The sequence below is a fragment of the Emergencia timonensis genome (genome assembly GCF_900086585.1).
Taxonomy (GTDB): domain Bacteria; phylum Bacillota; class Clostridia; order Peptostreptococcales; family Anaerovoracaceae; genus Senimuribacter; species Senimuribacter timonensis.
Genome location: NZ_FLKM01000009.1, coordinates 319,741 through 343,848, shown reverse-complemented (window position 1 = coordinate 343,848; position 24,108 = coordinate 319,741). Strand labels below are relative to the sequence as shown.

The 24,108-nt window shown below is 46.6% G+C and carries 20 protein-coding genes; 1 reads left to right on the top strand and 19 read right to left on the bottom strand.

Annotated elements, in window-relative coordinates:
• Window positions 1-160: 160 nt before the first annotated feature.
• The 12 genes from BN6539_RS12510 to BN6539_RS12455 form a co-directional block, all read right to left on the bottom strand.
• Window positions 161-1,288: a pyridoxal phosphate-dependent aminotransferase gene (locus BN6539_RS12510; RefSeq protein WP_067539023.1), complete on the bottom strand. Its 1,128-nt coding sequence runs from the start codon at window positions 1,286-1,288 to the stop codon at window positions 161-163.
• The gene (locus BN6539_RS12505) at window positions 1,285-2,370 is read right to left on the bottom strand and encodes a YkvI family membrane protein (RefSeq protein WP_067539020.1); all 1,086 of its coding nucleotides are present in this window, start codon (window positions 2,368-2,370) and stop codon (window positions 1,285-1,287) included. Before BN6539_RS12505 ends, BN6539_RS12510 begins: the two co-directional genes overlap by 4 nt.
• Window positions 2,371-2,603: 233 nt before the next feature.
• The gene (locus BN6539_RS12500; protein ID WP_067539017.1) at window positions 2,604-3,524 is read right to left on the bottom strand and encodes a LysR family transcriptional regulator; all 921 of its coding nucleotides are present in this window, start codon (window positions 3,522-3,524) and stop codon (window positions 2,604-2,606) included.
• On the bottom strand, window positions 3,514-3,747 hold the full coding sequence (locus BN6539_RS12495) for a DUF6485 family protein (protein WP_067539014.1): 234 nt from the start codon (window positions 3,745-3,747) through the stop codon (window positions 3,514-3,516). The genes BN6539_RS12500 and BN6539_RS12495 overlap by 11 nt, the downstream gene beginning before the upstream one ends.
• A 389-nt stretch (window positions 3,748-4,136) precedes the next feature.
• Window positions 4,137-5,897 carry an NADH-dependent [FeFe] hydrogenase, group A6 gene (locus BN6539_RS12490; protein WP_067539006.1) on the bottom strand — a complete coding sequence of 587 codons (1,761 nt, stop codon included), beginning with the start codon at window positions 5,895-5,897 and terminating at the stop codon, window positions 4,137-4,139.
• A gap of 17 nt (window positions 5,898-5,914) precedes the next feature.
• A complete protein-coding gene (locus tag BN6539_RS12485) occupies window positions 5,915-7,750 on the bottom strand; it encodes an NADH-quinone oxidoreductase subunit NuoF (RefSeq protein WP_082907506.1) in 1,836 nt (611 codons plus the stop codon).
• A 16-nt stretch (window positions 7,751-7,766) separates the two neighbouring features.
• Window positions 7,767-8,249, bottom strand: coding sequence for an NADH-quinone oxidoreductase subunit NuoE (nuoE, locus tag BN6539_RS12480; RefSeq protein WP_067539004.1), 483 nt, complete (start codon window positions 8,247-8,249; stop codon window positions 7,767-7,769).
• 525 nt (window positions 8,250-8,774) lie between these two features.
• Window positions 8,775-9,194 carry a B3/B4 domain-containing protein gene (locus BN6539_RS12475; protein WP_118334260.1) on the bottom strand — a complete coding sequence of 140 codons (420 nt, stop codon included), beginning with the start codon at window positions 9,192-9,194 and terminating at the stop codon, window positions 8,775-8,777.
• Window positions 9,195-9,569: 375 nt separating this feature from the next.
• Window positions 9,570-9,944 carry a hypothetical protein gene (locus BN6539_RS12470; RefSeq protein ID WP_147363130.1) on the bottom strand — a complete coding sequence of 125 codons (375 nt, stop codon included), beginning with the start codon at window positions 9,942-9,944 and terminating at the stop codon, window positions 9,570-9,572.
• 649 nt (window positions 9,945-10,593) lie between these two features.
• On the bottom strand, window positions 10,594-10,797 hold the full coding sequence (locus BN6539_RS12465; RefSeq protein ID WP_067538997.1) for a hypothetical protein: 204 nt from the start codon (window positions 10,795-10,797) through the stop codon (window positions 10,594-10,596).
• Between the two features lie 49 nt (window positions 10,798-10,846).
• Window positions 10,847-11,632 (bottom strand): ABC transporter permease subunit, encoded by a 786-nt coding sequence (locus BN6539_RS12460; RefSeq protein ID WP_067538995.1) that lies wholly within the window; start codon window positions 11,630-11,632, stop codon window positions 10,847-10,849.
• Complete coding sequence (locus tag BN6539_RS12455) at window positions 11,625-12,521, bottom strand: ABC transporter ATP-binding protein (RefSeq protein WP_067538993.1); 897 nt, start codon at window positions 12,519-12,521, stop codon at window positions 11,625-11,627. Before BN6539_RS12455 ends, BN6539_RS12460 begins: the two co-directional genes overlap by 8 nt.
• Window positions 12,522-12,653: 132 nt before the next feature.
• On the opposite strand from BN6539_RS12455, the gene BN6539_RS12450 reads away from it, so the two are divergent.
• Window positions 12,654-13,241, top strand: a complete 588-nt coding sequence (locus BN6539_RS12450; protein ID WP_067538992.1) for a TetR/AcrR family transcriptional regulator — start codon at window positions 12,654-12,656, stop codon at window positions 13,239-13,241.
• Between the two features lie 42 nt (window positions 13,242-13,283).
• On the opposite strand, the gene BN6539_RS12445 is transcribed toward BN6539_RS12450, so the two are convergent.
• The 7 genes from BN6539_RS12445 to nuoF all read right to left on the bottom strand — a co-directional run bounded on the left by BN6539_RS12445 (window position 13,284) and on the right by nuoF (window position 24,107).
• Window positions 13,284-14,993 carry a Na+/H+ antiporter NhaC family protein gene (locus BN6539_RS12445; RefSeq protein ID WP_242869410.1) on the bottom strand — a complete coding sequence of 570 codons (1,710 nt, stop codon included), beginning with the start codon at window positions 14,991-14,993 and terminating at the stop codon, window positions 13,284-13,286.
• Between the two features lie 21 nt (window positions 14,994-15,014).
• Window positions 15,015-16,751: a M28 family peptidase gene (locus BN6539_RS12440; RefSeq protein WP_067538991.1), complete on the bottom strand. Its 1,737-nt coding sequence runs from the start codon at window positions 16,749-16,751 to the stop codon at window positions 15,015-15,017.
• A gap of 79 nt (window positions 16,752-16,830) precedes the next feature.
• Window positions 16,831-17,775: a dimethylarginine dimethylaminohydrolase family protein gene (locus tag BN6539_RS12435; RefSeq protein WP_067538988.1), complete on the bottom strand. Its 945-nt coding sequence runs from the start codon at window positions 17,773-17,775 to the stop codon at window positions 16,831-16,833.
• A gap of 139 nt (window positions 17,776-17,914) precedes the next feature.
• The gene (locus BN6539_RS12430; RefSeq protein ID WP_067538985.1) at window positions 17,915-19,300 is read right to left on the bottom strand and encodes a sigma-54 interaction domain-containing protein; all 1,386 of its coding nucleotides are present in this window, start codon (window positions 19,298-19,300) and stop codon (window positions 17,915-17,917) included.
• A gap of 104 nt (window positions 19,301-19,404) precedes the next feature.
• The gene (locus tag BN6539_RS12425; protein ID WP_067538981.1) at window positions 19,405-20,349 is read right to left on the bottom strand and encodes a dimethylarginine dimethylaminohydrolase family protein; all 945 of its coding nucleotides are present in this window, start codon (window positions 20,347-20,349) and stop codon (window positions 19,405-19,407) included.
• Window positions 20,350-20,520: 171 nt separating this feature from the next.
• On the bottom strand, window positions 20,521-22,209 hold the full coding sequence (locus BN6539_RS12420; RefSeq protein ID WP_067538978.1) for a [FeFe] hydrogenase, group A: 1,689 nt from the start codon (window positions 22,207-22,209) through the stop codon (window positions 20,521-20,523).
• An 11-nt stretch (window positions 22,210-22,220) separates the two neighbouring features.
• Window positions 22,221-24,107: an NADH-quinone oxidoreductase subunit NuoF gene (gene nuoF / locus BN6539_RS12415; protein WP_067538975.1), complete on the bottom strand. Its 1,887-nt coding sequence runs from the start codon at window positions 24,105-24,107 to the stop codon at window positions 22,221-22,223.
• Between the last annotated feature and the right edge of the window lies 1 nt (window position 24,108).

Below are 24,108 nucleotides of genomic sequence, written 5' to 3'. Positions count from 1 at the left end.
GGGTAAAATTATTTTTAATTAAATGCGAATCATTAAATGCATTTAATAATATATCAATTATACCTCTATTTTCAGATTTGTCAAATTATTTCGAAATATAATGCATAAAAAATACGGAGTTCGATATCACCGTTTCTCCGTATTTTTAATCAGAACGATTTTAAGCCATTTTCTCATCAATAATCTGCCCTGCCGCTACCTCCGCTCTCGCCAGCAGTTTCAGGTACTGCGGAAAATCCTCTTCTGAAGACAGTCTCACTCTGACGCAGTTGTTGTCGATGGCATCAAACGCGCTGCCCGGCACTGCGACGATGCCGTTCACCACAAGGAGGCGGTATAGATCCACAGTCGGGTCCTTGTGATACAGAAGGAAAATCGGCACCCTGTCGTCGGTGGCCGCCATTTTGATGTTCTCTCCGATCATCCGCCTCACCTTCACCTTTGCCGAAGCGAATTCCTGGGTATCTCTCTCCAGTCTGTAGGCGTTGTCAAGCGCCGCCGCCATCATCCTGCGCGACATCTGCCCGACGGCATAAGGGTTGGTAATCTGGCTCATAAAACCGATCAGCTCCTTTGATGCGGCGATATAGCCTGCACGAATGCCAGCCATGCCGAAACCCTTTGACAGGGTTCGCAGTACGATGAGGTTTTCGTACTCGTCCATCAGCTGCATAGCGGACTCCCGTTTTGATACAAAATCCCCATAGGCCTCGTCCAAAATGACACAGACACCCTTTGCTTTCGCTCTGCGCATCACCATTTCAATCTCCCCTGCCGTAATCATCTGTCCCGTCGGGTTGTTGGGGTTGTCCAGGTAGACTGCGGCCAAATCGTCCGTAATCTGCGTGAGAAGTGCATTGACGTCAAATTTATAACGATCCGCCCGGTCCAGTGCCACATAGCGATAGTTCATACCAAGGAGTCTGGCATTGGACACGTAGTCTGAAAACTGGGGCGCCACGCCGAGAACTTTCGCGCCTTTCTGGGCAAAGAGGTTATTGACGATATAGATGGCGGCGATGCTGCCGTCGGTCAGCATGATATTATCCTTTTCTAAAGATGCCAAATCCGACCAATAATCACAGACCGCCTCGTACACTTTCACATCGTGAGGATAGTTGATAATTTCCTCTAATCTGATCTGCCTAAAGACCGCTAAGACCTCTTCAGGGCAGCCGTAGGGGTTTACCCCCTCAGTGCAGTCCATGCTGCCCTCTGGAATATCAAAATCTCCGTTTGCGTAGCTGTTTTTCTTCATCGCCAGCAATTCTTCTCTAATCTTCATCATTTGTATCTGCCTTTCAACGTCCTGTGTTTTAACTTATATCTCCAAATACATACCAGCAAGATGATACCCAAATATCCGGTATAAGGATAGATGAAACTGACTAATTTATCAAATGGCATCTGTCCCAGAATAAAAGCGTCCAGACTGACCAGCAGGGCAATCACCAGGGAAATCCTGCTGCCCGGTTTTGCCAGATTATTGCATATGGTCCAAAGGACCGGAGCCGCTGTGGAAAAGATACCGCAAATCATGACGACTACGAAAACGGTTCCTGCCAGAGAAGAAACTTCGTTGGCCAGTTTCAGTGACGGAACAATGCTGCCTTCAATTAAATCCAAACGGGAAAGCAGCGCAAAGTTCATAAATATAACAGTGACCATCAGCAGTACCCCGCCCGTGATACCGCCTGCCGCCGCCTCGCGGGCAGATTTTGCATCTCGTCCAAGGGCCATCAGGAAGGCGATGGAACTGACCACGTTGTACGCCACATATAGGATTCCGCTCATCCACCAACTGTCGGTCGGTTTTGATGTCACCAACCTGCTGACGTCAATATTGCCTACCATTAGGTCTCCGAAGTTGGCCGTAATGGTACAAATGGCTATGAAGATAGAAAAGCCGATAATCAACGGTCCCATGAGACCGACGATGTCGATCAGTTTTTCTAGTCCAAAGGCAAAGGCGACGAACACCAGCAGAGCCATAAACAGTCCGCCTACATAATAGCTGACACCGCAGTATTCCTGCAGTGATGCGCCTGCGCCTGAAATCATCACTGCTAAAACAGCAAAGAGATAAAATAAAACAAAGTATTCATAGAATACTCCCATAGCCTTGCCGCAGAGAAGTTGATATGGCTTCAAATTCTCTACATCTTTCGTCTCATAACCGATCTTCATCACGCTGCCGCCGGCCCAGGCAAAGAGTATCATGCTGATGATGGCGGCTCCAATGCTCCAGACGCCGTAAGACGTGTAAAACTGCAGAATCTCCTGTCCTGTCGCAAAGCCTGACCCTATTTCAAAGGCGATGTAAGCGCCTGCGTACTTGATAACACTCAAAATATTTACTTTTTCTTTCAAAATAATCCCATCCCTTATCTATATGCTACCATAATTTTATGTGGCCTGGTCATACAGTATTCCGTACAAAATGAGTCTGTATTTTTGACATCGGCAATGGGACACATTATTCATTCGCCTTAAATTCCTTTTTCGCGTTCATGCCGTAATGTGCACAAGACGCGTTCTAGTTTCTAGCACACAAAAAACTGCTGCCCAATCTAGTATCGGTACAGCAGTTTTCTATCCGTTATTTAAAAATTTCCATAGCCCGCTTTGACATTGATGATTGCGATAAACTCTTCTGCCGCTTTTGAAATGGTCTTATTTTCAGACTTGACCCAGCCCAGCTTACAGGCAAGAGGTGAATCGGCAAGGGGTATAAATTTACAGCCGTTGGGCGCATAAAACTGCGCGTAGGTATCTTTGTCATAAGTGTCGATCATAATGGCTTCTGTTGCGTTTATGAGCCGCAGCGCACAGCCTAAATCACTGACATGGATCTCCGCCCGCTTTCGTTTGCGCCCGTCCAGAGTCCGTTCCCAAGAATAGTCCGACGGCGACGCATAATTGACGATATAAGGGAAGTCTTTCAATTCGTCCAAACCAACGGAACTTCGCTCTTCCGCATACAGAGGGTTTTTCGGTCCGATAATGGCATGGAGCTTTCGGTCAATCAGCTTGTGAAATTCCAAATGATTATCAGCAATCTTTTTCAGCGCCACCGACTCGCTGTCAGAAAACAGCGTCACCATACCAATCTCACTGAGGCCCGAATTGACCTGGCGGATGACCTCGTTCAGCGTGCACTCTTCGATGCTTCCGGTAAAGTTGTCCCGAAAATGCCGCTGGTAAAGTTCTACAAAGGCGTCATTTGCCAGGGAGCAGTACATGCTGGATATCGAAAGATTCATCCGATCCTCTTCATAGGGTACGCTCTGTATAAAATCTATTTTAGAGCAGATATCTTTGGCCTGGCTATAGACATCTGCCCCAAAATCTGTCAGGCATACCCCTTTGCTGTTGCGGCTGAAAATCTGCGCGCCCAGCTCTCTCTCTAAATTTTTCATAGAGGTGCTCAGTGAAGAACGGGCTATATACAGTTCCTTTGCCGCCTCGTTGATGCTTCCTTCTTCAACGATTTTTAAAAGCTGCTGCAGCTGCTCAATCTTCATACAGCTTCATGACGATTCTGGCAAAGTCCTTATGTAAATACTCGCCACGATCCTCCTTCTTCCCCGGATCCAGCTTATTAAAGAAACAGCTTGGAGTCTCTCCCGCTTTTAGATTCTTAGCAATGCATGGCGTACAGCCCTGATCGTGATTGACAGGATTAAAAGGACAGTCGTAATCATTGCAGGTGCAGAACTGCACTTTCTTTATTTTTTCTTCAGACATGATGTCTCCTCCCATATAGCCGCAAGGTTTACTTTATTCACATTATACTAATCCCTCCGCGTCAAGTCAAGATTGCCTAGCAGCCCCTGCCCGCTGCTGACAGATGCTCAGTTACGCATTTCTTCTCCTTTCACCCGCCTCTGATTAACTTTTTCTCTTTTTTTGGCCATTCTGCATAACCGCCCCCTGCTGACAGATGTCCAGTTACGCATACTCCCTGTTTCCTCTTGCTCCTGCTTAACTCTTTCCTCGTTTTATGGCCATTCTGCGTAACTGCACCCTGCCGATGGTGGAGATGGATGACCGGTTTATCCTGCCGCAAGCAAAAATGCGACCTGCCGTTCGCCGGCCTGCCGCATTCCTGCTTGATTTGTCACTATTTGAAATTATCAGCCTCTCGGATGGTAATGAGTGTGCAGCAGCTTATGTGCCTTTTCACTGCCCGGTTCACCCAGATATTCTTTGTATAACTCTTTGATGACCGGATTTTTATGAGACTTTCTGATGAAATTCTCGTGATCGCTTCTGTATAGAGCTTTCGCTCTCTCCTCGCCGACATTGACCCAGTTGCGGACAGAGGACGGCTGCTGTGGCTGGCCGCCGCCGTTGACGCAGCCGCCAGGGCAGGCCATGACCTCGATAAAGTCAAAGTGCTCGCCGCTGCGCACTCTTTCCATCAATGCTCTGGCATTGCCAAGACCGTGGGCCGCCGCGGCTTTCAGGGTGATATCGCCGATGGTAATTTCCGCTTCCTTCAACCCCTCTTCCTGGCCGCGGACCTGCATGTAGTCGATGGAGTCGGAGCTCATCCCTGTTAATACGTCCGCGACTGTTCTCAGGGCGGCTTCCATGACTCCGCCAGAAGCGCCAAAGATGGTTCCTGCGCCTGTTGAAATGCCCAGCGGATTGTCAAATTCGCCGTCAGGCAGTGCTGGAAAGTCGATGCCAAAGGCCTGAATCATTCTGGCTACCTCCCTCGTAGTCAGAACAAGATCCACATCCTGCTGCCCATCTACGTTCAGCTCTTCTCTCTGCGCTTCATATTTTTTCGCAGTGCAAGGCATGATGGAGATGACCGCAATTTGTGAAGGATCTTTCCCTATCTTCTCAGCATAGTAGGATTTGATCACTGCGCCCAGCATCTCGTGAGGTGATTTGCAGGATGACAGATTGTCGAGCATATCCGGGAAGTTGTGTTCACAGAACTTGATCCAGCCCGGTGAGCAGGATGTGATCAAAGGCAGTTTGCCTCCGTTCTGAATCCTCTTGATCAGCTCAGTGCCTTCCTCCATAATCGTCAGGTCAGCGGCAGTATCGGTGTCAAAGACTTTGTCAAAGCCCAGCATACGCAACGCCGTGACCATTTTGCCTGTGACGTCTGTGCCGATTGGCATGTCAAATTCTTCGCCCAAAGCCGCTCTTACCGCAGGTGCGGTCTGTACGATGACAAATCTGTCAGGATCTTTGAGAATCTCCCAGAAGTCATCCATGTTGGAGTGCTCCTGCAGGGCACCGGTCGGACATACATTGATACATTGACCGCAGTTTACGCATCTGGATTCATCAATTGGCCGATTAAAAGTGGTTCCCACTACCGTACTGAAACCTCTGTTGATGACGTCGATGGCGCCTACTGTCTGCACGTTGTGGCAGATGCTGATACATCTTCTGCAGAGGATACATCTGTTGGGGTCACGCATAATGGAGATGCCGTCATCCACTTCCATAACCTGGTTTGCGGTGATGACTTCCTGGTTGATCGCATAGTTTGCAAATTCAGTGTCCATGGTGTTGGCCAAGGTCTTCAGTTCACAGCCCGTAGAACCTCTGTTGCAGCTCTGACACATTGCCGGGTGATTGGAAAGAATCAATTCCAGATTCTTTTTTCTAAAGTTGAGAATGTCAGGCGTATGAGTTTTGACCACCATGCCGTCTGCAACCTTCTGCACGCAGGAGGCCTGCCAGTTTTTCATGCCTTCTACTTCTACCAGGCACATACGGCAGCATCCGATTTCACACACGTCCTTGAGGAAGCATAAAGTAGGGATCTTGATATTTACTTCTTTAGCTGCTTTGAGGATGGTGTAATCCTCTGGCACGTTGACGTCCATGCCATCTATGGTTAATTGTACTCTTTTCTTATTTTTCATGTTTCGCCCTCACTTTCTTATGCGTTCTTCATGATAGCCTTGAATGGACATTTTTCCATGCAGACTCCACACTTGAGACACTTGTCGTTGTCGATAACGTAAGGTGTATTCTTGTCGCCGGAGATACACTGCGCAGGACAATTTCTCGCGCAAAGCCCGCAGTGTTTACATGCATCTTCCATGATAACGTATCGGAGCATCGAAACACAAACGCCTGCAGGACATTTCTTGTCTACTACGTGGGCGATATATTCATCTTTAAAATATTTCATCGTAGAAAGTACCGGGTTTGGAGCCGTCTGCCCCAGGCCGCAAAGGGCGCCCTTCTTGATATTCATGGCCAGATATTCCAGCTCATCCAGATCGTCCAGCGAGCCTTTTCCATCTGTAATCTTGGTGAGGATTTCCAGCATTCTCTTGGTACCGATTCTGCACGGAGGACATTTTCCGCAGGATTCGTCCACAGTAAACTCCAAGAAGAATTTAGCAATATCCACCATACAGGTATCTTCGTCCATGACAATCAATCCGCCGGAACCCATCATGGAGCCCAGCGAGGTCAGGGAGTCGTAGTCAATCGGCGTGTCGAGGAACTCTGCCGAAATACATCCGCCGGAAGGGCCTCCTGTCTGTGCCGCCTTGAAGGTTTTGCCCTTCGGGATGCCGCCGCCGATTTCGTAGACGATTTCCCGCAAAGTGGTTCCCATAGGAACCTCTACCAGTCCGGTATTGTTGATCTTCCCGCCCAGCGCGAAAACCTTGGTTCCATGGGATTTTTCTGTTCCGATTTCGCTGAACCATTCCGGCCCTTTAGTGATGATCTGCGGAATGTTGGACAGGGTTTCTACGTTGTTCAAGATGGTCGGTTTGCCAAAGAGACCTTCTACTGCCGGGAACGGCGGTTTCAATCTCGGTTCTCCGCGGTTGCCTTCGATGGAGGTCATCAGGGCTGTTTCTTCACCGCAGACAAAAGCGCCTGCGCCCAGCCTGATATCCAGGTCGAATTTAAAGCCGGTACCCAGTACATTGTCACCCAGCAAGCCGTATTCTCTGGCCTGCTCAATGGCGATGGTCAATCTCTGTACTGCAATGGGATATTCCGCTCTGACATAGACAAAGCCCTGGTCAGATCCGATGGCATAACCTGCGATTGCCATAGCTTCGATGACAGCATGGGGATCGCCTTCCAGTACAGATCTGTCCATAAAGGCACCCGGGTCTCCTTCGTCAGCATTACAGCAGACATATTTTTCTTTCACCTGCTGCTCGGCTGCGAACTGCCACTTGACACCGGCAGGAAATCCGCCGCCGCCTCTGCCTCTGAGACCGGAGTCTTTGATCGTCTTGATGACATCTTCCGGTTCCATCTCTGTCAGCACTTTGCCAAGTGCTTCATAACCGCCATAGGCGATATATTCGTCAATATTTTCAGGATCGATTCTGCCGCAATTTCTCAGAGAGATTCTCATCTGCTTTGAGAAGAAATTCAGTTCGTTTTCTGACTTCAGTCTTTCAACGACTCTGCCATTTTTGATATGGGCTTCCCAGATTTCATTGATGTCGTCCGGCGTTACGTTGGTGTACATTACGTTTTCTGGGTAAACCATCAAAATCGGTCCCTCTGCACAAAGACCAAAGCAGCCCGTCTTTACAAACTGCACTCTGTCCTGAAGCCCGTCTCTCTCCATCAGCTCGTCTAATTTCTCTCTGTTTTTGATTGCTCCCGATGAAGTACAGCCTGTACCGCAGCAGGTCATTATGTAAAGTTTATTGTCATCGTTTCCAATTCTGTTTCCAAATGATGCGAGTGTTTTCTCTTTAATCTTTTGGATATCTTTTATTGTCTTACTCATTCTCTCCTCCTGCTATTTACATACGCTCATATTCATCTAAGATTTCTTCCACCTGTTCCGGTGTCAGTCTTCCGTAAACCTCGTCGTTGATGGTTACTACAGGTGCAAGACCACATGCGCCAATGCATCTGCAAGAATCCAATGAGAACTTGCCGTCAGCCGTGCACTCTCCGACTTCGATCGAAAGCCGCTCCAGGAATTTCCCCATAATATCGTTAGCGCCTTTTACGTAGCAGGCGGTACCCATACAGACATTAATCTTGTATTTCCCCTTCTTCTTCAATGAGAATTGTGAATAGAAGGTCACAACTCCATAGACCTTTGCCATTGAAATTCCCAGTCCGTCAGCAATCCGTTCCTGTACTTCATAAGGCAGGTATCCAAAGACCTCCTGCGCCTCATGAAGGATTGGAATCAGAGCGCCTCGCTCTTCCTTGTGCTTGGCAATGATTTCGTCAAGCTGTTCAAACTTTTTCGTCATTTCGTTGCAGTTACACATTTTGCTCTCCTTCAAAATAAATCAGAAAATAGTGACTTTTGTTAATAGTTTAACTAATTTTATTACTAAAAATTTGAATTGTCAATAATTTGTGCTGAAAAAATAAAAGACTTTAGCAGTTGCCAGCACTTCTTGTTTTTGAACACAAAAATGCAGTGTCTATTCCATAATACTTTGTGCATTATCCAGTATACAAATTTTGACGCTTATCATGTACAGGGATTCCCATTGAAATGCTCTCGATACATCCCACTAGAATCCCACGCTGATTTTTGCAGAAATCAATAAAAATGATCGTCTATAACCCTCACAAATACACGCTTGAATCATTTTTTCCAATTTAACAAAAACACCTTTTGAACAAATATAGGCAGTGCGCATCATATGACCACAAATGTCGTACACCTTATTTTGCTCTCATGATATTATATTCAGATGGCAAGAGCAGTATAATGAAAACCGAAGACGAAATTATGAGTCAGGCGGAATCCTTAGAAAAATAACCAGGGGCGGTGAATGACTATTTCAAATTTTTCTTTCAGCCAATACCCGGACAGCCTGCGAAAAGGCATCGCGGCGTTCGGGGTTGATGCACTCCATGTAGAGCAGGATGTTGTCAGCTGTTTCAGTGATCTTGCTTCGATCCGCCTCTCTCCACAGACAGCTTCTGACGATGGCTCCTTCCTCGTCGTAATAGATCAGCTCTCCCTCACGGGGCGGTGCGTTCTCTTCTTCCCCTAAAGGAACAAAAGGCTCATCACCGCGGGCGAAACCCAAAACCATGTCTCCCTGAATCTGATCCAGGTTCTCGCCGCCGCAGGTGAAGTCGTGTTTTAGAGAAACATAATTATAAATATCGACAGCTTTATTGATGGAACCGATTGTATTTCCAGGCTTTAATGGAGTGCGCCCATTTTCATAAAAAGCTTCAAATGCATAGAGCATTTTGTTAACGAAAAAAGGCCGTGAAAAAATGAAATATTTTTTCACGGCCTTTCTTTAATGTTTTGTAAAGTAGCATTTAATCCGCAAGGCGACTAATATTATTAAAATAGTAATATTAAACCATACAAACAGCTTGACCAGCTTTATTATTAAGTATTTTAATGGTGCTGTCGTAGGGACAAAATAAATTAAAGCTAGTATAACTATTGAAATTAAAATAATTGTTAATGTGTATATCCATGTTATTTTTTTTAACGGGATTTTCATTTTAATTTTCCACCATTTCATTTTCAGCAGATCTAGGCCTTGGCATATTTATGTAAAAAGGTCCGTGCGTCTTACCTGCACTATCTTTAATTTTTACACTATATCTTCTTAGCGGTACTCCAATTGACTGATATAAAAAAGTACTGTCTCGGGTTTTAAAGCAAGAACACCAGCTATAGCCGTACAAACTACACCCGTTGTTACACCTCTTTTCCAGGTGACTTTAAATTGATCTTTATTAACGGTCTGCCAACCTGCTCGTTGTAAATCTGTAATATTCTTATCAAAACTAACGTCTTGAGTATTGAAAAAGACGATTGCCTTATTAGGTAAATTTTGTGTTTTGTCAATATCCTCTGATGCGAATGTGGGCGTAATGCTAACGGTCATAAGTACACTTAATAGCAGCGTTACGGTTATTACCTTTTTCTTTATGATGTTCCTTCTTAACTTTAATAAAATACATTTTGCTATGTTAATCATATCATAATTCAGAAAAATGTAAATATTAATTTTTTTGATAATTACATTAAAATTGAAATAGCTCATCTGTGAGAAGAGGCATAAATAATTGACAAGCAGAAAGGCTCTTTTATAAATTAAAAAATACCCCCGCATCATTTTACCTTAATAACATTGAGTAATCGCTGCCATTTTTTTAATTGATATAATCAGTAAGGACATGTAGTCTTTAATATCCCTCTATAGCACTTAAAATTCGTTTTTAAGCATCTTTTTATTGATTCTGGTAAATTGTCCAATTAAATGCTTTTTTGAAACGAAGGGCATTAGGAAAACTATTTGCATAGCACATAGATTTTCAACAATAAAATCTTATAGAAACTCTATAGAACCGCTCTGGAAAATGATATCACCATAATTCGGACTGTGCAACGGCACGCGTGCCGAATATATGGTCTCGTTCAAATTTAAACGGTTACGGTGTGTACCGTTTTTACAAAAAAGCAGCTTACATTTTTGCTCCATCATGTTTCCCTCCATTACCAGTAAACTGCCCTATATTTTCTCTATATACTGTTACCGGTAACGGATTTTTAAAGTAACATCTTATGCCTGCCGGTAATCCCAATCGGAGTGTGTTATTTTTTCATTACCGGTACCTTTAATTAATTTATGACACAAAAACAAGGCAGGCCTCTTTGTACTCAGTGACATAAGGCGAAATCACGCCCGCTGCGGCAATGTCCTCACAAATCGCCTTCAGCAGCTCTGCCTTCCCCGGTCCTCTATTGTCAACACCGTGCAGTGCGACAATTCCAATTTCCAAGCGGGGAAAGATATCGAATACGCCGTCTTCAATCATAAATTTTTTCATCGTTTTTTCCTCCTCGTTTTCCCACTGATTGTAGTCTTTTTTTCGCCTATCAAAGCGGCAGATCCTTTTTCTGGAACCAGACCATGCCCGTTACATAGAGCACGGCGGACAGTCCTGCCATGGCGGCAAAGCTGGCTCCATAGCCGTTGCCCTCCAATATTGCCGTCGTATCAAAGAGGGTGTTCAACGTAAAATATTTTAGAAAATCCAAGTCCTCCGATAGCTTGATGAACAGGCTGACCACAAAGAAAAGCAGGGGAATGCCTGCGCCGAAGGTCAGAGAGTTCTTTGAACTATTGAAAATGCAGGAGGAACAAAAGCAGATACTGCTGATCGCCAGGTGATATAAAAATGCCCCCAGGTTCATCAGTAAAAAAGTATCTGTATCCAGCGCATCGGGCTGTGAAATATTTGCCGCAGCGATGCCCACTACAGAAGCCACGCCCCACATAACGACCAGTGACAGAATAAAGTACACGGCGCTTGTCAGTGTCAGCTGCAGCCTGGTAGTAGGTGTAGACAGAAATCCCGCCATACTGCCCTTGTCGATTTTCTCTGCAATCATTCGATTTCCCACCATGATGGAATAGACCATGGGGAAGATGATGGCCATCAGGGCATAAAAAGAATTGGCCATGAAGCCAATCAAGGTTCCATTCCCAGTAAGAATATGCGCCGCAAGGGTTCCCTTCGTGGCAGACTGCAGACCGCTGACGGTCTCTGGCGTGAAAACGTTGGTCATGACGATCAGAAAGAGGCATAAGACGAAAGTAAATGCAGCCAGGAATTTGATGTTGGATTTTACAATTTGTCTGAAATATGGAAAACTAAACATTTTGACTACCTCCGTAAAACTGCATAAAGTATTCTTCCAGGGTGTGCTTCTCCTCTTTTAGAAAATGCACGTCGCATTTTGCCAGTTGACGAATCAGCGCATTGATCTGTCCATCGTTGATAGAGACGATCATCTGCCGTCTGTCTTCTTTAAACACGGCATCAGGGTAAACCTCTTTCATTTTCTCCATGTCGGAGGAAACGGCAAATTCTATCTTGTACGTCTTCAATTGGGAATGGCGCAATTCATCGACGGTAAACTCCTTGACCAGTTTTCCCTTGCGAATCATGCCGATTCGGTCGCAGGTTTTTTCCACCTCTTCAAAGATGTGAGACGACAGAAGAATGGTTTTCCCTCTTTTTTTCTCTTTTTCTATCAGCTCCACAAAGCGGTTCTGCATCAGCGGATCCAATCCGCTGGTAGGTTCATCCAGCAGCAGAATCTGCGGATCGTGCATAAAGGCGGCCACGATGCCGATTTTCTGCTTCATGCCCTTTGACATTCGCTTGATGCCGCCGCTGGGGTCCAGCTCAAAAAAGTCAATCAGCTTTTCCCCATAGCTGAAGTCCTTCATATGGCGCATTTTCGCAATCAGCTTCAGATATGCGATGCCCGTCATGTCCTCCTGAAAGGCGATCTCTCCCGGCAGATAACCCAGCTTGCCTTGAATTTCCTTCTGATTGCTTAAGCACTCCAAGCCCAAAATATTCACTGTTCCGGATTGGGGTTTGCTGAAACCCATCAGGTGGCGCATAGTCGTGGATTTTCCCGCCCCGTTGGGACCCAGATAACCGTAAACTTCGCCTTGTTTTATCGCAAGGGAAACGTCAAAGACGCCTTTTCCGTTTCCGTAATCTTTCGTAAGATGTTCTATTTCAATGCTGTTCAAATCATCCACACTCCTTTATTCACTTCCATGACAAGAGTATAAGGACTCTCAGGCAAAACTTCAAGCAACAATTATGTGCAAATTGTTGGTTTTTGTGATACCATGATAGAAATGTTTATTATGAGGTGTTTTATGGAAAAGCGCAATACAAAAGCAGATTTCCTCACTGCTTTCTGGCAACTCTATGAGAAAAAAGACATCAATAAGATTTCTATCGGAGAACTGTGCCGTCTGGCAGGATATAACCGTACTACTTTTTACGTGTATTACAAAGACATCTACGATCTGCTAAACAAGGCGGTGGAGAGTATCTTTATGCCCATCAAAGAGGAAATCTTCAGCTCACTGGATATTACAAATGTATTGGAGAACGATATCGTTAAACAGCTTTTTTCTAATATCCTTACAAGAAATGAAAAACAAATTGAACTTCTATTTCTGCACCAGCATTACCTGATCTTAGCAGAGAAATTAAAACAGGAATTTTTAGCTTTGATAAGGAAAGAATTGAAAAATGAGGCGGGCAGCATGGAATCTGTGGAATATATCTTTGAATATCAGCTTTCCGCCTTATTCGGCGTTATAAAGTATTGGTTTACGACAGGAAAAAAGCTGCCGGAAAGCGATCTGGCGTCACTCATCTATAGCATTTCTATCAGAGGCGCTCTGCCTTCCATCCGAGCAGCGCTGATCGAAAAACCGAAGATAGCAACTAACTGACGGCAACAAAGACGCTGCATCATCAGATGCAGCGCCTTGCGTCTAGCAGACTTTTGTATTTTCTTCTTCTTTCTGCAGATCTTCAAGCCTCGTGCTCTTCCCCAAAATTCTGACGATGACAGCCAGCACTGCAATACCTATTGGTATGATAATCAGTGGTGATAAACCTGCTGCCGCCGGTAAAAAGCCGACAGCGGCTGCCACAATAGCGGCGGTAACCGCATAAGGAATCTGCGTCCTCACGTGATCCATCAGATCTGAGGCCGAACCCATAGAAGACATAATCGTGGTATCAGAAATCGGCGAGCAGTGATCTCCGAATATCGCCCCACAAGTAACTGCCGCAATGGTTGTAACAGCCAGGGAGTCCACTGCTCCCCCAGTGACGCCCATGGCAAGAGGAAAGGCAATCGGAATCATAATTGCTGTCGTTCCATAAGAAGTACCTGTGGAAAAAGCGACGCAGCAGGATACCAGGAACAGCACTGCCGGCAAGATGAGACCAGGTATGGAATTTCCCACCATACCAGAGATGAAATCTCCGGTTCCCAGATCGCTCATGACGGAACCTGAAGACCAGGCCAGGATCAGAATCGTAACAGTCAGCAAAAGCTCTTTGCATCCGCCCAGCCAGACTTCAATACATTCTTTCAGACTCATAATTCTCTGCGCCGCCGCCATACCGATGCTGACAACGGAAGTAAAAAGGACTGCATATAGAATGCTGGATGCTGAATCAGAATTACCGAAAGCATTCTGTATCCCCGCTATGCTGAGCGGCTCTTTGAGGCCGCCGCCAGTGTACCAAATTGCCAGCAAAGTTACGATGATAAAGGTCAGAATCGGAACGATAGCGTTGCACATCCTAAGCGGCGCGCCTTCCGCCACATTCATGGCGTCAAGTTCTTTGCTCATCATGGGCCTTGCAGTATCCTCATACAATTTTCCCGTCAGCCTTGCTCTCTTCTCCGCCTGATACATAGGACCGTAGTCCCTCTGCATCAAAATAATGATGATGACCATGGCCACTGCAAAAATGTTATAAAAGCGGTAAGGGATCGTCTGCAGAAACATGCCGTAGGCATTGCCGTCTTTGATGCCGACTGTTGTAAACGCGATAGAAATCATACCGATTTCATAGGCAACCCAGGAAGAAATCAAAGCCATATCTGTCACCGGCCCGGCCGTTGAATCGATAACATAAGATAATTTTTCGCGGGATACCTTCTGTTGATCCGTTACCGGTCTCATGGTAGGACCGACGATCAAGGAGTTGGCCATATCCTCAAAGAAGATAATAATACCCATGATCCAAGTGATAATCAGTGAGTTCCTGGCGTTTTTTGCCTTCTTCGCCAGGGTAAGAGCCATTGCCTGGGTTCCGCCCATTTTGCTCATCACTGCAATCAACCCTCCCACTGAGAGGATAAAGATCAAAAGTGTGGCGTTCCAGGTATCTGTGGCCGTGCCTACGATGTAAGTATCACAGGTGCGCAGGAAGCCATGGAACAGATTCCCTCCGTTGATAATCGTTGCTCCGACAAAGACTGCCGTAGCCAGAGACAGGACCACTTGTTTTGTAATAAAGGATAGTACAATTGCGATAAAAGGTGTCACCAGAGACAAGACACCATAATACTTTGTCGCCTCTTCCCCCTCATCGGCAAAAGCAAATTGGGTTAGAAGCAGCATGCTCAGCAGGAAGGCTCCTGCCAGCAGCCATCTTTTGCTGGATATCTTTCTGTTTTTCACGTCCCTTTCTCCTTTCCATAACTACTTAATAGCTGAAAGTCCTAAGCCGATGTACTCGAGGCTATTATTCAGCCCATCGTAGACCATGTTTTTAACTTTTAAAATCTGCGTTTCCCAAAGATAGAACTCGTGGGAGCCAACTTCACTTTGGTTGTACTTTTTTATCGCTCGATCAAGAGCCGGAATCGGGTTCTCCGTCTGCAGCGCGCAGCAGGAATCCTGACCGTAACGACCTGACTCACTGCGAAACATCACGGTCTGCCGTTCACACAGTATAGCCAGCTTATTATAAAGTTCCTGGCACTCCTGTCTTGACGCCAATGTCGTCAGCGAGACTAAAGCAGCCGTATACTTTCGAAAAACCTCCTCTAAGTCCTCAATCAGCGTTTTTGCCCTGCCGGCCCTTGCGCAGATTGCCTTCCATTGTCCCTCTATGTCCTCCGCCAACGCCGGCAGATCGTACGGCACCAGGGGCGAGCTGACTAGCTGCTCCAGGAGATAGAGGAAATAGCGTCCATGACCTGCCAGCAACTCTCTGTCGATCTTGTCAATGGTATCGGAATCACTGTGCAGCCACGGGCTGTAGAAAGCATAGTTCAGTTCCTTCAGCTTTGCTTCTGTATATTCTGTAGCAAAAGAGACATATGGCACACCGATGCCGAAGAAAGAGGAATCACCTCCGCCTTTATAAGCGTGGTTCCACTGTCCCTTCACGCCCCACACCTTTTCGATGGCGTCCATCAGAAACTGCTTCAGCTCCGGCTGCCCTTCCACACCAGGAATGGTCGTGCCTTTGATGGCCAGGTTGTCGATGTTGATATAAGCGATACAATTTTCGTTCATTTCTTTCCAGTAATGATCGCAGTACCAAGTGGAACCGCCCCCCTCTGCAATCTCGTGACCATCCCAGAAAGCAAAGACCACATCTCTATGCAACTCCTCCCTATATTTCTGACAAATCCGCGCCAGCTCCAGATTCAAAGCATTGCCTGAAGCGTTACAGATTGCTGATTTTCCCCATGCGTCTACATGACTGCCTACCAGAATGTACTGTCCGTTGCTTTTTCCGCCGCAGACTCTGCCCATGGGTTGATCCGCCGTAATCCACTGCCTGCTGGCCGACGCTTTCAGCCATACCTTGACTTCTCCCAATTTACACAGACCGGCCAAGTATTCACCGTCTCTCCGAGAGATGCTCATCACCGTCAGTCTGACAATTTCCTTTTCTGTATCCGGTGTCGGATTACCCCATTGGGCCTTGACGGCGCCCATCTGAATCAAGTCGTCTTCTGCCTTGCCCCAGTTCATGATAATCAAAGCCTTAGCACCCATTTCCCAGGCGATTCTCGCTTTTTCCGGCCTGCCGGGGCTCCAGTTCATATCAGTTAACACAATTTTTCCACGTACGTCCTGTCCCTGGTAATCTTCATAGGTTCCCGATCCCAGATAAATCAGTTCTCCTTCCATGCCGCTGTCCGGCGTTGATTCAATGTGACACACCGGCCTGGTTTTGATTTCTCTTTTTTCTGGTACAGTGACTTTCAGGGATGCATCACCAGGATAACTCTGATACATTGGGAAGTGATCGATGCAGGCGTCTATTCCATACTCCTGCAGTATGGAACAAAGGTAATCCGTCGCTTTCTTCATCTCTTTTGTGCCCGAAAGCCGCTCCCCTACTTCCTCGACCAAATATTCCATGTTTTCATAGATATTATCCAGAGAAAGCTCCTTTACCAACTTTTCATACAAATTCATATCTCCGTCTCCTTAATGGACTTGCCCCAATTTGCGAGGCAAATTGCCGGGAAGTCCTTATGCTTTAGCGCCCCGCACATCAGCCGCGTTTAAGAAATGCCGTGCAGCAGTGAACGGCGCCATAACCTTTTAGAATTTCGTCAAAGTCCAGCGGGATGACTTTAATACCGTTTTGCTCTAGCAAATCCTGTGACCTGGGATTACCAGCCGGCATGACGATCAATCCCGGTTCGATGGCCACGTAGTTGATGGCCAGCCCCTCCTTTGCTTCTATTTGTGAAGGACATTCCAACAGCTTGATTCCTTTTTTCTTCAGCGCGTCACATACGTCGTAAGGCACTTGAGAAGCATGAATCATGGCTACATCATGGCTGGCCATGTTGAGCAGGCCGTCGATATGGGCATGCCCATAGGGAATCTGCATGTGAAGAACCTCTGTAACACCCATACGCCGCAGTTCACTCTCTACCATCTCATAACCCTCACGATTGGTTCTGACACCCGAAGCTAAAACGACTGTATGGCGGTCAATCCAAAGTCCCATCGCCCCCTCAAAGGTTGCGCTCCCGCAGACCGTTCTGATAATAGGCACACCTAGATCCGCCAGTTTTTTCGCCGCATATCGTTCTTCTCCCCGCCTCGCTTCCATCGCTGGCCTAGTCACGATGGCGCCCTCTGGCGTCATGAAAACCAAGTCTCTGCAGAACAATGCATTAGGTCGGTCTTCCCTTTGTTCTTCAATGTAATGAACAACTACGCCGTGTTTCCTGTAAATCTCAGTAAGTGCATCGTGCTGTGCTCTGAACCTCTCGGGAGAAATAGGCCCTTTGAAGCGAGCTGCCTGCCAATCAAAATCATCGATTTCTTTGCCCGGCCTTCTCATCAGTACGGCACGAAGGGGATCTACCTCTGAACTGACACCCCACTGTCCCCAAAGATCTGCCATATCCTCTTCTATAGTCGTCTCCTTTGCATACCACCTTTCACCTGGAAGGGCGTCGATGTCTTTTTTCTCGTCTATCATAAATAAAACCTCCTGTTTCTCTTTCCTCTATACAAATGCAATTTTGATGCCAAGGAAATCCACGCTGCCGCGGCTATTTCAGTAAAAAAAACGTTACCCGGTAAAAACGCCTTTACCTTAAGGTAAAGGCGTTTTTACTCTATTCTCTCAGTCTGTATTTTCTCAATTTGTAATTCAGCGCTTGTTTCGTAATGCCAAGAAGTTTAGCGGCCTCTACGTAATTCTTCGAGATGGCGACAGCATGCTCAATCAGTTCCCGCTCGTAGGTCTCTAACGCTTCTTCTAAAGAGATGCCTTTTAGCGGAATGGCCGGTACCGTCATCAAAGCATTTTGACCGATTTCCTCTAAAACAAATGGTCTGGTCAGATATTCCGGCAAATCTTTCTTCTGAATAAATCTGGCAGATGCCACGTTGAAGGCCCCTTCAATGACGTTTTTCAGTTCCCGCACGTTTCCCGGCCAATTGTAACCACGAAAAATCGTCTCTACTTCTTCATCAATACCAATTAAATTGCAATGCATAGATGTATTATAAATATTGATAAAGTGAGAAACCAGGTAAAACAGATCGTTAATCCGCTCTCTCAGCGGCGGTATATTTAACTGTACCACGCTGAGGCGGTAGAAAAGATCTTCCCTCAATTTATTTTCAGCAATACACTGCAGGGGATTTTCATTAACGGCAGAGACGATTTTAATATCTGTTTTGATCGGCTCGTAACCGCCTAATCTGACCACCTGCTTTTCCTCGATGGCCTTGAGAATCTTTGGCTGAACGCTGATTTCCATAGAATTGATCTCGTCCAGAAAGAGGGTGCCGCCGCTGGCGATTTCGAAAAGCCCCGGCTTGTTTTCAGCGCCAGTATAACTGCCCTTTGTTGTGCCGAAGAGAATGCTCTCCAAAAGATTTCCCGGAATGGCGGCGCAGTTTTGGGAGACGAACTTCTTATTTCTGCGCTTGCTGGCGGTGTGAATAGACTGTGCTACCAGTTCTTTGCCGGTGCCAGTCTCGCCATAAATCAATACAGACGAATCCGTGTCTGCAATCATGGGGATGCGTTCCTTAATCAGTTCCATACTTCGGGAGTTGGTAACAATATCATCTACGGCGTATAAGTTCTTCTTTTCCACACTTTCTTTTAACGATAGGGAAATATCCTGCCGCTGGTAGGGACTGTCGATATAGCGGGACACATCGACAGCGCCGATGATCTCATCGTGATCTTTGATGGGCATCGTCGTGTTAATCGCCCTGATACTCTGTCCTTTATAGGTAATCAAGGTCTGAAACTCATTAGATATGGGCTTTCCTGTCTTTAAAACCCGCAGAATGCTGCTGGTTTCTTCGTTCAAAGTGGGATAGACCTCCGTAATATGCTTCCTGAGAATGTCCTTTTCTTTCAGGTTATTCACATCTGGACGAAAGGTCACATAGTATTCCACATATCCGTATTTATCGGTCACCATGATTCCGTCTAAATAATTGTAAATACTCAAAATCTGTTCAACATATCTTCTTAGCATGTGCGCCTCCTCTTTAAAGTTTATTTTTCATTTTATTTGAAACAAACCTGCCCCGCAATGAAAAATAAAGAACGCGTGCATGAGGCTGCATCGTTCCCATGCTGCTATCCTCTCTTCAGGTAGGCCGTGATGCAGTGAAGGGCGCCTTTGCCCTTCATAATCTCAGAGATATCCACAGTCTGCACCTTGACGCCATTTTTTTCTAACAGTTCCTGTGTTCTCGGATTACCCTCCGGCAAGACAATGTGTCCAGGCTCCAGAGCGACAAAATTGCAGCCAAAGGTTTCCCTTACTTCCGTCCTGGAAGGCGCCTCCAAAATCTCGTAGCCTTTTTTCTTCAGCATATCTAAAATATCATAAGGCACTTGAGAAGCGTGAACCAGGATTTTGTCCTCGCTGATTGGATTCATCAGCCCATCGATGTGAATATTGCTGTAAGGCTGCTGCATATGCCACACTTCCACACCCATGTGCGCCAGCTGGTGTTTTACCTGTTCATAGCCCCTTTGATTACACCTGCTGCCAGTGGATACGACACAGGTATGACGGTCTACCCACATAGCGTTGGCGCCCTCAAATATGCCGTCTCCTGCAATAGTCCTGAGAATGGGCACGCCCAGCTTAGCCAGAGCCTGTGCGATATAGCGCTCTTCTCCCCGCCTGGCCGCCATTCCCGGCCTGGTCAAAATCGCCCCCTCTGGCGTCATAAACATCAAGTCACGGCAGAATACCGCATTGGGCCGGTCATCTCTCTGTTCTTCCACGTAATAGACCTTTGTACCAAAATCTTCATATATTTTAGCTACTCCATCGTGCTGTTTTCGCATCAGTTCTATGTCTATGGCTTCTTCTGAGAATCTGACTTCTTTGGCATCGAAATTTTCGATTTCTTTGCCTGGGCGCCGCATAAGAACCGCCTTTAATTTGTCCACTTCTGAATTGACGCCCCAGTCTCCCCAATATAGACCCATGTCTTCTTCAAAGGATGTCTCTTTAGGGAACCATCTTTCACCCGGAATCGCCTCAATATCATATTTTTTGTCGTTCATCTTCTTACCTCCTCTAATAATGTTAGAAGATAAGATTGCAAAAAATATGCCAATCTATCTGCATGACAGACTCCTGGGAGCCGTCTTTCCGTTACGCTGATTTGTCAAAAAAAGAAAATGAGTGCATAGGGTCGATACGACCTTATGCACTCGTTTGTGTCTGTTATTTTTCTATATTTTCTCGTTATGTAACAGTTTGTGTTCTTTTCCTTTGAGGATTCCTTCATATGCGTCTGCAGCAACTGGATTCTGTCCAGACGTCTTAATCTGCGCTCTGCTGTCAAAACGGTATAATCCGTTCTGTCTGTTGAACTTGGTCTCCGGCTTCTCTGGGGCTGGCTGTCCGCCTCCATTGACGCAGCCGTTCTTGCAGGTCATAACCTCGACGAAGTCGTAGTTGACGTTTCCTGCTTCCAAATCGTCGATCAGCTTTGATGCATTGATCAAACCGTTGACAACGGCGATCCTTACGTCCCTGCCGTCCAGATTTACTGTCGCCTCTTTGATGCCTTCCCTTCCGCTTATGCCGGTAAAGTGAATGGCCTCAATGTCTTCTGCCTTGGTGCTTCCTGTCAGATAGCGGAGAACCGCCTCTGTAACACCGCCTGTAGCGCCAAAGATCGCTCCTGCACCAGATGCCATACCGAACGGCATATCCAGCGCTTCCGGCGTGAGATTTGTCAGGTCGATACCTGCTGCTTTGATCATTTCTGCGATTTCAGCAGTAGTCAGGACGAAGTCCACATCCTGCTCACCGTCAGTGAAGTGTTCCGGTCTGTGGATTTCTTCTTTCTTTGCGGTACAAGGCATGATGGAGACGACCACAGTCTTTCTGCTGTCTTCGTCCTTCTTCATTCTGGCTTCTTCTTTCAGCACAGCGCCGAACATCTGCTGCGGTGAACGGCAAGTAGAGATATGATCTCTATACTGGGGATAAACGTTCTCACAGAATTTCACCCATGCCGGACAGCACGAAGTAAACAGGGGCAGATTGTCACCAGCTTTCAGTCTCTCTACCAGCTCCGCAGCCTCTTCGATAACTGTCAAGTCGGCGCCGAAGTCGGTATCATAGACCTCGTCAAATCCAAGGAAACGAAGGGCTGACGCCAGATGTCCCAGAGAGTTTGCACCCTCTTCAAGGCCAAAATACTCGCCGATTGCTACACGGACGGCAGGCGCGATCTGCGCGACTACCTTTGTGTTGCTGTCTTCCAAAACATCCCATACAGGATTGACGTCTCTTTTAATGACGATGGCGCCTGTCGGACATACCACGCGGCACTGTCCGCAGCCGACGCACTGCGTCTCAGAGAGATCTTTCTTGAACGGCGTCGTAATCATCATTTTGGAGCCTCTCTGTGCAAAGCCCAGAACACCTACGCCCTGCACTTCTGTGCACATTCTCACACAGTCACCGCAGAGGATACACTTGTTCAAATCACGAACTACGGAATGAGAACTGGTATCCAGCGGCAGCTGGTCTTTATAGTTTTCAAATCGGACTTCCTCAACGCCCAGGCGTTTTGAAAGTACCTGAAGGTCGCAAATTCCGTTCGGCATACAGGTCGTACATTCACGGTTGTGCGCTGCTAAGAGCAGTTCAATAATCGTCTTGCGGTGATGCTGCAGCCTGCGCGTATTTGTGAATATCACCATTCCGTCTCTTGGCCTCTCCGAACAGGAAGCAAAGACTTTTCCCTTGTCGTCCTCTACCACACAAAGACGGCATGCGCCGTGTGTGGAAAGTTCAGAGTGGTAACAGAAGGTCGGAATATCGATACCTGCTTTGCGAATCACAGAGAGTACGTCTTTCTCATCTGTAAATTCGACTTTCTTTTTGTTGATTGTCATGAATCCCATAGTTATTCCTCCTACCACTCAATATGTATCGCATCAAAAGCACAGTCTGACAGACAGGCTCCGCACTTGATGCAGGCTTCATTGTCAATATGATATGATTTTCTGATCTGTCCGGCGATAGCGCCTGCAGGGCAGTTACGTGCACACTTGGAGCAGCCCTTGCACTTGTCAGGGTTAATAATGAACTTACGCAGTGCCTCACAGTTCTTAGCAATACATTTCTTCTCTATTACATGCTGTTCATATTCTTCTCTGAAGAATTTCAGCGTACTCATGACAGGCTGTGCCGCGCATTTTCCCAGTCCGCAGAGGGCTGTATCTGTAATGGTCTCGGACAGTTCTTCCAAAAGATCCAGATCCTGCAGTGTTCCCTTACCTGCGACGATACGTTCGAGGATTTCCAGCATTCTCTTCGTACCCTCACGACATGGTACGCACTTGCCGCAGCTTTCATTCTGGGTAAAGTTCATGAAGAATCTGGCGACCTCTACCATACAGGTGTGATCGTCCATGACAACCATGCCGCCAGAACCGATCATAGCGCCGATTTTTTTCAGAGAGTCGAAGTCCAGCTTCATATCCAGATGCTCTTTCGTCAGACAGCCGCCGGAAGGACCTCCGATCTGCACTGCTTTGAACTCTCGGTCGTCTTTGATGCCGCCGCCGATATCATAGATGACTTCCCGCAGGGTCGTTCCCATTGGAACTTCGATCAAACCCGTATTTTTTACGCTGCCAGTCAGGGCAAAGGCTTTTGTTCCTGCATTGTTTTCCGTACCGATACCTTTGAACCAATCAGCACCCCTGGCGATGATCATTGGAACATTGGCATAAGTCTCTACATTGTTCAATACCGTCGGTTTATCAAAGAGTCCCTGTTCTACGGTTCTAGGCGGTTTCACTCTTGGCATGCCTCGGTTGCCCTCGATGGATGCGGTCAAGGCGCTGCCTTCTCCGCAGACAAAAGCACCTGCGCCGCGGTTAATATGTAAGTGGAAGCTGAAGTCTGTGCCCAAAATGTTGTCACCCAGCAATCCGTATTCTTCTGCCTCTGCGATGGCGTTTTTCAGCCTCTCAATGGCAAGAGGATATTCTGCACGAACGTAGATGTAACCTTCGTCAGCAGAGACTGCATAAGCCGCAATAATCATGCCTTCGATCATTTTATGCGGATCTCCCTCCATGACACTTCTGTCCATGAATGCGCCCGGGTCTCCTTCGTCACCGTTACAGACTACATAACGTTTTTCTTCCTTCTGCCTTGCCACCTGGGACCATTTCTTCCCGGTAGGGAAACCTGCGCCGCCTCGGCCGCGCAAACCTGATTCCGAAATTTCTTCGATGACTTCTTCCTTTGTCATATCGAACAGTGCACGGGCAAGACCGCGATATCCCCCGATAGCAAGAAATTCTTCAATATTTTCCGCATCAATTCGGCCGCAGTTTTTCAATACGTTACGGTTCTGCTTCTTATAGAATGCAATGTCTTCCTGCTTTTTACATTCTGTGCCGTTCTGCTTAAAGAGCAGGTGCGGAATCAACTCCCCTTTTTCTATGGTTCTATAGAAGATGTCTTCGCAGTCTTCCAATTGTACTTTGGTATATAAGATGTCCTGCGGTTCTATTTTCATCAGAGGACCCATCTCGCAGAATCCATGACAGCCGCTCTTTTTTACAGCGATATCACCGTCTCCATGGGCCACTTCCGGCTCAAAACAGACTTCGATATTCGGGTTAGAGGCCACTAAGTCGCACATCTTATCATAAATAGCACCTGATCCGCCCGCGATACAACCTGTACCGGCACAGATCAAAATTCTGCATTTGTTATTGTCGATTTCTTTCTTAGAAAGCTCACGAAGCTGTTCGAGAGACTCTCTGCTTGTTATTTTGCTCATC